The organism is Flagellimonas sp. 389, from assembly GCF_018449435.1.
Taxonomy (GTDB): Bacteria; Bacteroidota; Bacteroidia; order Flavobacteriales; family Flavobacteriaceae; genus Flagellimonas.
Genome location: NZ_JAHCMU010000010.1, coordinates 1 through 12,045, shown reverse-complemented (window position 1 = coordinate 12,045; position 12,045 = coordinate 1). Strand labels below are relative to the sequence as shown.

Genomic DNA, 12,045 nt, shown 5'->3' with positions numbered 1-12,045 from the left:
GATGAAAAGCATAAACACCAATATAGCGCTACTTTTTTTGTTCATGTCCAGCTTCATGCAAGCGCAGTTGAAATATAATGATGCCGACAGAAATTTTGATAATCTTTTTTATGTAAGGGCTGCAAAACAGTATGAAAGCATTGTGGAAAAAGGGGACGATTCCCAAGAGGTACTCCAACGTCTTGGCGACTCCTATTTTTTTAATACGGATATGGAAAATGCCGCCAAATGGTATGGATTACTCTTTTCAAAGTATGAAAAGACACTTGAACCAGAGTATATTTTTAGATACGTACACGCTTTGAAAGGAGTTGGAAACTACCAACTGGCAAAAGCCATCATGAAAATATATACCAAGAAAAAAGACACTTCTGAATTTACGGTGGAGCAATTAAAGGACAATGATGAAAAATTGGATGAGTTATTGAACAAACAACCACAGTTTTATATATCAAATCTGGGAATAAACACCTCAGTGGCCGATTTTGGTACCATGTACTATAAAGATAAAATTGTATTCTCTTCCAGCAGGGATTCTTCAAAATTGGAAACCCGCTTGTACGAATGGAACAAACAGCCCTATTTGGATTTCTTTATGGCCGACACCAATGATTTGGGTGCTGATCTTACAGAAGTAACGCAATTCTCGGAAATACTGAACACGAGATATCATGAGGCCGTTGCCACATTCATTCCAGAAGGAAACGTCATATATTTTACCCGTAATAATTATACTGATCAAGATTTGGGCAGGGATGATGAAGGCACCAATCATTTAAAAATGTATACTGCGGAATTACGGGGAGGCGAGTGGACCGAGGCTGAAGAAGTACCCTTTAATAGTGAAACCTATTCGGTAGGGCAACCAGCGCTGAGTCCAGATGGCAATTTTCTCTTTTTTGTGTCGGATATGCCCGGAAGCATAGGCGGTACAGATATTTTTATGGTAGAATTGCTTGAGGACGGCGGTTTTTCGGAACCTGTAAATCTTGGACCAACCATAAATACCAGTGGAAGGGAAATGTTTCCTTTTGTCACAGGGCAGAAATTATATTTTGCCTCGGACGGGCATTTAGGTCTTGGTGGCCTTGATATTTTTGAAAGCGAACTGACTTCCAAAGGATTTGGTACTCCCGTAAATCTGGGAAAACCACTTAACAGTAACAAAGATGATTTTGCCTATATCGTAAAAGAGCATACAAAAAGAGGGTATTTTTCTTCAAATCGAGAAGGCGGTAAAGGTGATGATGATATCTATTCTTTCCAGCGTTTAGACGAACCTTGTAAACAGACCGTTAAGGGGAGTGTCATTAGAAAAGCAAATGCTCAGCCCATAGTAGATGTAAATGTTGAGCTGTTTGGGATGGATGGTACATCTTTAGGGAAAACCAAGACAGATCCTTACGGAGCATTCACTTTTGATATGGATCTGGATTGTGAGACAGAATATTTGATCAAAATAGATAAAAAAGGATTTCTTCCGGGAGAAAAGGAATTTACAACAACGGATGAAAAAGACTTCGTGAACAATGTTCCGTTGGAAATAGAAAAAGAATTGAACAAGCTTATTGTTAATGAAAATGGAGTACTTAAAATCAAGATCGATAATATCTATTTTGATTTGAACAAGGCCAATATTCGTCCAGATGCTGCACAGGAACTCGATAAAATTGTTGAGGTAATGAAAGAGTACCCAAAAATGGTAATTAAGATAGAAGCGCACACAGATTCTAGAGGGAGTGATCGCTATAATGAAATACTTTCCGACAAGAGGGCAAAATCCAGTGGGGATTATATCGTTTCGCAAGGCATAGCAAAAAGTAGGATTGAAAGTGCCATAGGCTATGGAGAAAAACAATTGTTGAACGAGTGTAAAAACGGGGTAAGGTGTACCAACGAATTACATGATGTAAACCGTAGATCGGAATTTATTATTTTGAAATTGGAATAAGAAACCTTCAAACCAAAAAATCATGAAAGACCTTCAACCTAAGTTGAAGGTTTTTTGATTAAATAAACATTAATGCAACCCTTGTGTTTTTTGTTTGTCTTTGGAATAGACGAATAAGAATTATTTTTAGCTGTCATTGAATAATCGTCGAGAATTTTTGGAAGCAAACGTACGTTTTACGCATCAAGCTTTGGTGGAACAGAGCAAAGAAGGAAACCGGACTGCCCAGTACCAATTGTACGGGTTGTACGTGGATGCCATGTTCAATGTAGCCATGCGCTTATTGACGATACGTGAGGATGCGGAGGATATTATTCAGGAAAGTTTTGTTGAAGCTTTTAAAAAATTGGATTCGTTCCGGTTCGATAGCACATTTGGAGCTTGGTTAAAGCGGATTGTAATCAATAAAAGTATTAACCATTTAAAGACGAAACGATTAGTGTTCTCTTCCTTGGAAAATGAAGGAGAACCAGTTGAAGATATTGAGATTGAGAGCACTAACAGTATGGATGTTGAAAAGATAAAAATTGGCTTGGGCCAACTACCGGAAGGGTACAAACAGATAATTACATTGTATTTGATTGAAGGATATGACCATGTGGAAATAGCAGAGATTTTGGAAATAACAAACTCAACCTCCAAATCACAATACCACAGAGCGAAAAAAAAATTAGTTCAAATTGTAAATGAATTGTAATGGACAATTTTGAAAAATATATAAAAGAAAACAAGCAAGCTTTTGAAATCCATAAAGTTGATAAGGATAAGTTATGGCATGGAATCTCTCTGGAGCTTGATGAGAAATCAAAAGTGAAGACGATTCCCTTTTGGAAATCCAGTACACTAAAGATAGCGGCCAGTGTTGCCTTTTTTATGGGATTGTCAGTAATGGCTTTTTTAATTTTAAGTGCCCCAAGTGAAAAAAATATAGAAGGCTATGTCAATGAAGAACTTTTTGATATCGACATGCACTATCAAGATTTGGTTCATCAACAAGTACAATTGGTGAAGAACCATCCAAAATTGACCGAAAGCGACAAGGAAGAATTTTTATCGTTCATGGATGAGCTGGATCAAGAATACGAACAATTGAAGTTGGAAATGCAGGACAACTTGGACAATGAGCTCGTGTTGGAAGCCATTGTGAACAACTATAGAAAACGTATTGAATTGATGGAAAATCTCCTCAAGCAAATCAATGCTTCCAAAAAAGAAATAGACTATGAAGGGTATACACTATAAGAGGAATCTTCTCGCACTACTATCATGTTTGTTTACACTTATGGCCCTAGCACAAAGTGAACAAACAAAGAAGTGGGAAAAGAACTATGACCTTTCAGCAAATGGAAAGGTTCATATTGAAAACAAATATGGAAATATCGTTGTAAATGGCTGGAACAAAAATCAGCTCAAAGTTTCTATTGCCATCAGAGTGAAACATAAAAAGGAAGAGAATGCAAAAAAGCTATTGGACAGAATTCAGCCAGAAGTTACATTCGCTGGGGATTTTATAAAGATTGCTTCGGAAATAGTAGATAGAAGTTCAAGTGTTTTTACCAGATATTTTAACAAGGCCAATCCTTTTGACTTTGATAAATCCAATATTCAAATAAATTATGAAATCTATCTGCCAGTACATTCAGAACTAACAATAACAAACAAGTTTGGGGATATTGTAACAAGTGGTTGGCAAGGAGATTTTGAGGCTGAAGCACAGCATGGGGACATCTGGTTGAACGATGATATATCAACTGCAAAAATAGACATGAAATTTGGAAAGTTGAGAGGGGACAATATAGGCTATGGGACTATAAAAATGAACAATGGTTCTATAGATATTGAAAGCGCCGAAAAGTTAAAGGTCATCAGTAGTGGAAGCGATATAAAATTAAACGAAGTATCAAGGTTGGAAATGTATTCAAGTAAAGATGAGGTGAGTTTAATGAACATTGGGCGTTTGCGTGGAGATTTTAAGTTTTCCAATGTTGATATTGCCAGTGTTAGGAGCGAGATGTTCCTGACCCTTAGAATAGCTGAGGTTGAAGTTGGTAAAGTTTTGAATTCAAACGCGGCGATAAACATAGTTCAAGAATCTTCTGAAGTCAATATGGATGTTTCTGGCATGGCGTTCAATTTTAAGGCGACCTTGGAACAAGGGCTCTTAAGGGTTCCAAAATCATTTTCAAACATTAAGACGGATGTTACCAATGCAGGAAAGAAAATAAGGGATGTTAAGGCCACCTATGGGGCTGGGGTCATGGGAGAATTTTCCATAAACGGAATAAAGGGCGTTATTGTACTTAGGGATTAAGAATATTTCACTATCAGAAAAAACCAAATAAAACTAAATTTAAATGCAACCTTTTAGAAAAACCATTGTCTTTAGTGCAACAACCTATATGATAAAAATGAAACCATATAAATTATTACTCTTCCTAGTGCTCTTTAGTTGTGTTGCATGGAGTCAAGATCAAGAAGATAATACTTACATAGAATTCAACGATAGAAACAATGTAGTACATGGGGTTTATCTTGGTTTAGGTACTTATTTTGGTGAAATAGATGGGGAAAACACATATCATGGTGTTTTTAAGATAGCATACGTAGCCAATAGACAATTTGAGGTTGGTTTTGCTGCGGTAGGGTTTTATTCTGAACAGGATATACGGGTAAATACATTCGATACTTTTGATTTTGCCGGGGCATATGGGGGGCTCCACATAGAACCTATTTTATGGGGTCGTTCCAAAGCGAACCTTTCATTTCCTATACTTATAGGTGCAGGAGGTGTAGTTTATGTTGAAGAAAATAATGGGGATGTTGAAATAGATTTGGATAAGGATGATTCAGATGAGGTGTTCGTTTTTGAGCCAGGAATCAACTTTTTGTACAATCTTTCCCGTTTTGTTCAGTTAGAAGTAGGTATGCGTTACAGATTTTCGAGCAGAATAAAACTAGAACCCAATGAGATAAAGAACATAAATGGGTTTTCAGCGGGCTTTGGAATTAAAGTAGGCATTTTCAATATGGGGCGTAATCGCTATAAAAAACATTTGGGCAATGAATGATAACTCAACGAACAAGGGCTTAATGGCCAAACATGTATTTTCGAATGATGGAGCAGTATACGTAAGAAGTTCGCAAAATATTGAGATGGATGAATGGTCGGTGATAAACTTTTATTGGATGCCGGTACTGCAATTAGAACAAGAGCTCAAATAATCTTTTGTTTCGTGGTGTCACGGCAGTACTAAGAGACAGCCATTTATCATAATTAAGTAATCTGTTTTACAATTTTTTCATTGATTCGATAAGCTCATCTTTTTTTCTAGGGGAAATACTCACATGCATATCATTGCTCATAATAATATACCCACCATCTGATTTTATATATTTCTTTACTTCTTTTAAATTGATCAAAAAACTATTGTGAACCCTCATGAATTGTTGTTCTGCCAATAAGATTTCATACTCCTTTAAGTGTTTGCTCACCAAAAGGGTGTTCTTATTTTTTAGGACAAAACAGGTGTAAGAACCGTCGGCTTTACAAAGGACAATGTCTTCAATAGCAATAAACTCCATGCCAGAAGTAGTGGCGAGGCATATTTTTTCTTGCTTGTAAGAGTCATTTCCAATGCTTTGCATGAGGGTTTCTATTTGTTGCCTATATACATTGGTGTCCATTCTTCTTCTCGCTTTTTCAACGGCTTCTTTCAATTCATCAAGGTCAATGGGCTTTAACAAATAATCCAATGAGCTGAATTTTATAGCCCTTATGGCATATTTTTCAAATGCGGTAGTAAAAATAATTTCAAAATCCGGGTCTTTAATCTGTTCCAAGATATCAAAGCCTATCCCAGACTGAAGTTCAATATCCAAAAAGACAACGTCTGGACTAAAAACGGACAATACCTTAACGGCTTCAGAAACACTGCTCGCGGTAGCTATGACCTGCACATCCTTGCAAAATTCTTCCAGAAGGGTCTTTAATGTGTCTCTACTTCGTTTTTCATCTTCTACAATAACTACTTTTAATATCATATCATCGGGTTTATGATGGGCCAATCTTTATAGAAACTCTGGTGCCAGTAGAATTGTTGTTATCGTCATATTTATCTATAATCTCAATTACACCTTTTTGCGGGTAGGGCTTACCTATTAGCTTTAGTCTTTTCTCTATTATTTCTATACCTCTTGACTTCTTTTTCTTTTTTAAAGTATTGTTCAGTTTTCTTGATGCAATTCTGCCTATGCCATTATCCTCTATAAAACAAACAATAACATCCCCTTTTTTCTTGAAACTTATTAAAAGTTTTTTATCACCTTCTTTTTTATTATTCAGACCATGGATAATAGCGTTTTCTATGAAGGGTTGAATAGCCATGAAAGGGATTTCTGTGGTATTTGTATCTAAATCCTCCGAAACATTTATTTTATATTCGAAAACATTGTCAAAACGAAGTGATTCTAGTTCTAAGTAGGAATTTAATAATTTTATTTCATCTCTCAACAAAACTTTTGTCTCAATAGAATTTTCAAGAACACTGCGTGTAGGGCTTCCAAATTTTGAAATGTATTTTAGGGCCGACATTCGGTCATTGTTCAGATTTTAATGCACAACTCTTTTTAATGATATGCTCCTAATATTGGGTAATTGTTTTTCGTGCGATTCTTAAAAAAGCGCCTTATATAATTAAGATATTGCTCTTCTATCAAAGACAGGCTTATTGTTTGGGACATGCAATTATTGAATCGTGTTTTATTTTTTTAAAAAGAGAATTTAAGACTGGACATTTTGCAAAATGGGGGAGAGGGTTAATAATTGAAGGATATCCAATTAGATGGCAAAATGCATTTTATCTCTGTAGGAGTTATTTTTCAAATAGATTTTGTTTAATAAAAAAGTCAACAATCCAGATAATCAAATCTTCGTTCTAGTAGTATGAAATAAAAACTCACCGTTTTCATTTTTAAATGATTGCTACGCAGCATAACCCCATACTCGTTTACAACCTACTATAAAAATTACTAATGGTGAGTTTGTCATACTATATGAAATGTAATTCGATTAATACCAAATGAATCAATCTGACTTATTTGCTTAACCTTATCAACCTAGACTCAAAATTAAAGTGATAGCAACTAATAATAGGTGCCCATTTGATATAGTGCCCATATGAATTGACCGATGGGGCTTTTGAATTCATGGTTGAGAAAATAGCTGTTTTGAGTTTATGAAATTAACCTTCAAAATTTGTCTGCAACACTCTAAGAAGGGACAGAAGACAGTATTTTTACAATAGAAAAATAGAATCAGTTTAAACGCAATAAACCAATCGATCTTAGTGTACTATATTTTATGGTCATCCCGTAGAGGATAGTTTTTCGGTTCGTGTTTGTAAGGAAGGCAAGCTGTTAGTGTGTTTTCTCTTGGCAGATTTTGAAAAATGACCCTTAAATTCTATAGCGGCTATATTGCTGAAATAACCTAAAGTTTCTTCGTAATCATTTATATTGATTCCCGCTTTTTTTAATCCTTTGAAAATTTCGGACTTGTCTGGTTTGGCCCCCCAATCCCCATAAATTCTTTTATCCCGAGATTTTATGATTAAAATCTTCAATTTATGTAGATGCCACGCTGGCACATAAAAGTTGGACACCCCATCTGCTAGGGATTTAAATGTTACATAGACTTTTCCGGTATTTTTATAAACAAATGCAGAATAACCTAAAATGGCATTGTTTAAAGGCAGTTTAAGGCAAGTGTCATTGGATTCTAGATAAAAGAGAATAGGATTGTTATAAAGGACTTCCTCAGTAATTTGAGGTACATCTAACTTAAAGGACCATCCAGGGGATTGGTTTTTCAAATCAAATGATAATAATTCAACAGTATTTGGAGCCATGGCTATAGTACTCTTCTTTTTATTGAAAGCCATCAACGATAAAGATTTTCGATAGAGATAGATCGGGTATCCTACAATTATGGCGGCACAGGTCAATGTCCATATAATGGTTATTAGATGCATAATGAAAAAGGTATTAAATTAAAAATCTGGGAACTTTTAAAACTTTACACTAAGGAACAACTTTATATAAGTTTTACAGGGGTGAAATATATGGATGGGCCTTCTTGATTGATGAATGAGGTCATATAGACAAAATGCAGATTTATCGGATGAAAGGAATTAAAAATCAAAACAAGCATTTTGTCTATGACCTTGTAATTAAAAACAGATAAAAAAGAAACTATAAATCTAAACCTCTGGTTTCGTCCAATTTTTGTAATTCACCAACTACGTTCATAACATCATAATCCACAATTTTTCTAGTACTATAGCTCCTCTTGATATTATTTACATATTTGTGAATTTCAAGAGTATAATAATTCTCCATATCAAAAAGAGATTCGTTTATGGTTTCAAAACTTTCCACAATGCTTTTTTTTCCGTAAGCTCTTGCACTATAGATTATTTTGTACTCAACGTTTTCTTTGTTCAACCATATTAGCGTAACCTCTATAAAGTTGTCCATGCGTTCTTTTAATTTATACGTTGCACGTTTGGGAATATTCCCCAGTTCATACTCTAGCTTGATTAAATCAAGAATCCATTTTTCAAGAAAGTCTTTTTTCATTTCGGTCAAATTTATTTTCTATTTGGGTTTGTTCTAATTCTGGTTCTTTTATGAACCAATTTTATTGATTTTATTTTTTGAGGATGATTTCTTCTCTTTTGATATAATCTCAACAGTATTTAAAATCATATCAAAAAAGACGTAATTAATAATTCAATTAACTTGGTTATTGGTCAAAACCGGGACTTGTAAATATGAAGAAAGGTTGAAAGCCTTCATGGGAAGAGGTTAAATTGGAAAATTATACAAATCGAGCAATTGAACGGGAGGTTTTGGTATATGGTACTTAAAGTGTCTAATTCATATTCAATATCTTTTTAAACCAGTTAATAGTATTTTTCCTTGCAATAATACTTTGTACGTTGTCATCAAAATCAAAACCGTGACCAACATTGGCATATACATTTAGTTCCACGTTGTTACCCTTTTTTTTGAGAAGATCAACCAAGCATAGACTATTTTCCGTGAGATATCCATTGGCAGGAAGTTGGTATAGTATAGGAGCATAGGAAACATATACATTACCTTCCAAACCATTGGTGCCACAAGCATGACTTCCCCAGTAATCAAAGCCGCCAGAACCGCCATAATAAAAGACACCACCAGCAAAACCGCCATCAGTTGGAATTTTTGGAGGTGCTTTTACTCCAGAAGAGGTATTATACTCTTTACCATCAAACTTTTGTTTCCATACCCAATCGGATGGAGTAGCATTCGAATCATATAAGGTTGAAGCAACAGTAGTAGCGCCATCTGAAAAGCCAAGAATACCAATGTCTTTTGGCCTTACTATACTTCTGCCATCACCAAAGGTTAGACCTCTTAATAGTGATAACGTAGCATTTGCATCCCTTGGACGAACAAACTGCGAACTAATTTTGAAATTATCTGGGGCTGTGGTCCATTTTCCAGTTCTTGTCGTTACCCCTCTTGTAGAATAACTGTCGACAAAAGCCCCGATGATACAGTTATCATCAAATATTTTTCGCCATTCATTATTTTGTCCAGACATAGCTTTACTTTCTGGGTCATGATTTTTCCACATTCCATCAGAGCCGTGCATCACTACTACTGCAGGATAATTTTGAATATCGCACCCTTCCGGAAAAGATAGATAAACAGGGATCCTAGTGTTGTCCACTAAAGCATATACGATTGTATCGGTAGTACCTGAAGGTATAGAAATTTCGCTTTGTTTTTGTGTTAAGCCAAATAAACCATCGTCGTTTCCGTCTCCACAAGATAAATAGAAGAGGACAAGAAAAAATAAGATAGGTAGCTTTAAAGAACCGATTGCTTTCAGAATTGATTTCATTTTCATTAGTTTTTTAAGTTCAATATGTACAAGTACAATTGGAGATGCCTTGAAAAAGATCTATCCCAACCGTAACGACATGCGTGCCACTGGAATAACCCAATATTTCGTTCATGATTACCTGATAAGAATATCCAAAGTAAAAATCCCCTTTTTTCAATCCCATCATGGGTCCAACATAAAGGGGTTTTCCCAACTGATCATTTAAAAATCGATAAGTAATACCCGCATAGTAATAATCTATAAAGTCATACCATTTGAATTTGGTGTTCAAATCTGTGATGGAACGTCCATCGTTCTCAAAATACTGCAAGAAAATAGATGGCTCTATTTCAAAATCGGAACGCCTATTCTTTCTATGCTTATAACCAGAATAGAGTTGATAGTTTCTTAAGACATTAGGTTCAAAAAGTTGATTGAATTTTTGAAAATCCTTATTTAAAATATTGCCAATATTGAGGTTTGCATAAAAACCGCCATTTCTGTATAATGTTCCTATATCAAAATTGGGATTGCTCGATGACCTATCATCAGTTATTCCCAAATCGTTGTTTGGGTCAAAATTTTCAATGTCTATCCTAAATTGATTTAGATTAAAGGATAGCGCGAAAGAGAAATATTGATCTTCATATTTATCAATTGTCAAATGATGTGCAAAAGATATTTTTGCACCTCTTTGCTTTGTTTCGCCATTAGAATCATTATAGAGAACAAAACCAACACCAGACCTGTTTCCCAATCGGACATCGGCGGATAGGGACTGGGTGTTAGGTGCATCCTCTATGCCTACCCACTGCGTAAGCCCTGTCATTCTTACTTTCACATAATTTCCGATACCAGCATAAGCGGGAGACATGAGAAAAGGATTATCGGAAAGGTATTGGGAAAGTTGGGGCACTGTAAGCTCCTGTCCCCTTAAGGGCATAAAATTCAACAGTACTATTAGGCTTGTAATTCTAATTAAATTGTTTCTTAGCATATTTTATCTGTAAAGGGTAAAGTTTCCAACAAACTTACGTCCAGTGCCATCGTTCAATTGTATGGTATACCAATAGTCACCGGAGGGCATCGGATTGGATTCGTAGGTGCCGTCCCAACCGTTGTTGGATTGCCCCATGATTTTTATTTTCCTACCATACCTGTCAAAAATGTAGGTTTCTATATTAGGTAGGCTTTCTATGTTCCTTGGTCCCCAGAAATCATTTTGTCCATCATGGTTTGGGGTAAAGAAATTAGGAATTTCAATATCTACTAAATCCACAGATGTAGTATCAAACACCTCACAACCAAGACTGTCAACCACGCGGACTACGTAGTTTCCACTTTCCAGTGCTGTAAATGTATTCTGCGAAGTACCCTCATTATCATTATAGTAATAGGTGTATGGAGGCAAACCACCTAAAACGTTCACTTCTATTTTAGCCTCGCTATTCTTGGTAATTGTAATTTCCAACGAATCAATTTCATTAATTTCGAAAGGAATTGTACTTAGGCAACCATCAGTATGTAAAATAGCTGCAAAGTGAGTGCCCGGTGCCAAATCATTAAAGATTGGTCCCAGAACAAAATCCTGCGGATTGGTGGAATCTATTGCATATAATACCTCTGAAGAAATGCTTTGGTCTACCAAAAAGATTTCTGTACTGTTAGATAGAGCATTGCCGTTACAAAAATAATCAGTGTCTACAGTAGCACGTAGATTAGGTCCTGTGATTAAAATCTCAAATGACAACTCGGATGAACACCCATTGTTCGATGTTACGGACAGATTGTAATTTCCGGGCGCTAAATTGTTTATCGTAAAACTGTCTGTTTGAAGTATCATATCAGCGCCTGAGTTCAGTTGTACCATATAGGGTGCATCTCCATTGGTAATTGCAACATCCACTGAGCCATCTTCAGAATCTAAGCACAATGTATTTTGAGTATTTATACTGATTAAAGGATTGTTTGTGTTTACGGTGACCTGTGCGGTCGCGTCTGTGGTGCACGGTGCGATCGCGGTGACGGTATAGGTGTAGGTCCCTGGCCCTGCGGGTGCGGGGCTCCAGCTTCCCCCTGCATCTGGCGTTCCGCCGAGCTGTGCGAAGAGGTCAGCGGCGCTCACGGTATCGCCCTCACATATGGCGAGGCTCCCGTCGGT

13 protein-coding genes are annotated in these 12,045 nt (G+C 36.1%); 6 read left to right on the top strand and 7 right to left on the bottom strand.

From position 1 onward, the window contains the following. Position 1: 1 nt before the first annotated feature. The 6 genes from KIM67_RS09910 (at position 2) to KIM67_RS09885 (ending at position 5,173) form a co-directional block, all read left to right on the top strand. On the top strand, positions 2-1,951 hold the full coding sequence (locus KIM67_RS09910; RefSeq protein WP_213831174.1) for an OmpA family protein: 1,950 nt from the start codon (positions 2-4) through the stop codon (positions 1,949-1,951). 157 nt (positions 1,952-2,108) lie between these two features. Continuing rightward, positions 2,109-2,648: an RNA polymerase sigma factor gene (locus KIM67_RS09905; RefSeq protein ID WP_250149225.1), complete on the top strand. Its 540-nt coding sequence runs from the start codon at positions 2,109-2,111 to the stop codon at positions 2,646-2,648. Beyond that, positions 2,648-3,193: a hypothetical protein gene (locus KIM67_RS09900; protein WP_213831173.1), complete on the top strand. Its 546-nt coding sequence runs from the start codon at positions 2,648-2,650 to the stop codon at positions 3,191-3,193. Before KIM67_RS09905 ends, KIM67_RS09900 begins: the two co-directional genes overlap by 1 nt. Next, positions 3,174-4,262, top strand: coding sequence for a hypothetical protein (locus KIM67_RS09895; protein WP_213831172.1), 1,089 nt, complete (start codon positions 3,174-3,176; stop codon positions 4,260-4,262). Before KIM67_RS09900 ends, KIM67_RS09895 begins: the two co-directional genes overlap by 20 nt. 43 nt (positions 4,263-4,305) lie before the next feature. Next, positions 4,306-5,019 (top strand): hypothetical protein, encoded by a 714-nt coding sequence (locus KIM67_RS09890; RefSeq protein WP_213831171.1) that lies wholly within the window; start codon positions 4,306-4,308, stop codon positions 5,017-5,019. Then, positions 5,012-5,173, top strand: coding sequence for a hypothetical protein (locus tag KIM67_RS09885; protein ID WP_213831170.1), 162 nt, complete (start codon positions 5,012-5,014; stop codon positions 5,171-5,173). The genes KIM67_RS09890 and KIM67_RS09885 overlap by 8 nt, the downstream gene beginning before the upstream one ends. Before the next feature lie 66 nt (positions 5,174-5,239). Here KIM67_RS09885 and KIM67_RS09880 read toward each other — a convergent pair whose 3' ends face one another. The 7 genes from KIM67_RS09880 to KIM67_RS09850 all read right to left on the bottom strand — a co-directional run. Continuing rightward, the gene (locus KIM67_RS09880; RefSeq protein WP_213831169.1) at positions 5,240-5,992 is read right to left on the bottom strand and encodes a LytTR family DNA-binding domain-containing protein; all 753 of its coding nucleotides are present in this window, start codon (positions 5,990-5,992) and stop codon (positions 5,240-5,242) included. Positions 5,993-6,002: 10 nt separating this feature from the next. Beyond that, on the bottom strand, positions 6,003-6,542 hold the full coding sequence (locus KIM67_RS09875; RefSeq protein ID WP_213831168.1) for a sensor histidine kinase: 540 nt from the start codon (positions 6,540-6,542) through the stop codon (positions 6,003-6,005). Positions 6,543-7,314: 772 nt separating this feature from the next. Then, positions 7,315-7,980 carry a hypothetical protein gene (locus KIM67_RS09870; protein WP_213831167.1) on the bottom strand — a complete coding sequence of 222 codons (666 nt, stop codon included), beginning with the start codon at positions 7,978-7,980 and terminating at the stop codon, positions 7,315-7,317. 220 nt (positions 7,981-8,200) lie between these two features. Beyond that, a complete protein-coding gene (locus tag KIM67_RS09865) occupies positions 8,201-8,587 on the bottom strand; it encodes a hypothetical protein (protein ID WP_213831166.1) in 387 nt (128 codons plus the stop codon). A gap of 295 nt (positions 8,588-8,882) precedes the next feature. Next, positions 8,883-9,902, bottom strand: coding sequence for a hypothetical protein (locus KIM67_RS09860; RefSeq protein WP_213831165.1), 1,020 nt, complete (start codon positions 9,900-9,902; stop codon positions 8,883-8,885). Positions 9,903-9,921: 19 nt separating this feature from the next. Next, positions 9,922-10,881, bottom strand: a complete 960-nt coding sequence (locus tag KIM67_RS09855) for a type IX secretion system membrane protein PorP/SprF (RefSeq protein WP_213831164.1) — start codon at positions 10,879-10,881, stop codon at positions 9,922-9,924. 3 nt (positions 10,882-10,884) lie between these two features. Further along, the coding region (locus KIM67_RS09850) for a T9SS type B sorting domain-containing protein (RefSeq protein ID WP_213831163.1) at positions 10,885-12,045 on the bottom strand (1,161 nt) is incomplete at its 5' end.

What these genes read in the sequence shown, in the direction of transcription:
- KIM67_RS09910 (WP_213831174.1), top strand. Translation starts at nt 2, where the DNA reads ATGAAAAGCATAAACACCAATATAGCGCTACTTTTTTTGTTCATGTCC.
- KIM67_RS09900 (WP_213831173.1), top strand. Translation starts at nt 2,648, where the DNA reads ATGGACAATTTTGAAAAATATATAAAAGAAAACAAGCAAGCTTTTGAA.
- KIM67_RS09895 (WP_213831172.1), top strand. Translation starts at nt 3,174, where the DNA reads ATGAAGGGTATACACTATAAGAGGAATCTTCTCGCACTACTATCATGT.
- KIM67_RS09890 (WP_213831171.1), top strand. Translation starts at nt 4,306, where the DNA reads ATGCAACCTTTTAGAAAAACCATTGTCTTTAGTGCAACAACCTATATG.
- KIM67_RS09885 (WP_213831170.1), top strand. Translation starts at nt 5,012, where the DNA reads ATGAATGATAACTCAACGAACAAGGGCTTAATGGCCAAACATGTATTT.
- KIM67_RS09880 (WP_213831169.1), bottom strand. Translation starts at nt 5,992, where the DNA reads ATGATATTAAAAGTAGTTATTGTAGAAGATGAAAAACGAAGTAGAGAC.
- KIM67_RS09875 (WP_213831168.1), bottom strand. Translation starts at nt 6,542, where the DNA reads ATGTCGGCCCTAAAATACATTTCAAAATTTGGAAGCCCTACACGCAGT.
- KIM67_RS09870 (WP_213831167.1), bottom strand. Translation starts at nt 7,980, where the DNA reads ATGCATCTAATAACCATTATATGGACATTGACCTGTGCCGCCATAATT.
- KIM67_RS09865 (WP_213831166.1), bottom strand. Translation starts at nt 8,587, where the DNA reads ATGAAAAAAGACTTTCTTGAAAAATGGATTCTTGATTTAATCAAGCTA.
- KIM67_RS09860 (WP_213831165.1), bottom strand. Translation starts at nt 9,902, where the DNA reads ATGAAATCAATTCTGAAAGCAATCGGTTCTTTAAAGCTACCTATCTTA.
- KIM67_RS09855 (WP_213831164.1), bottom strand. Translation starts at nt 10,881, where the DNA reads ATGCTAAGAAACAATTTAATTAGAATTACAAGCCTAATAGTACTGTTG.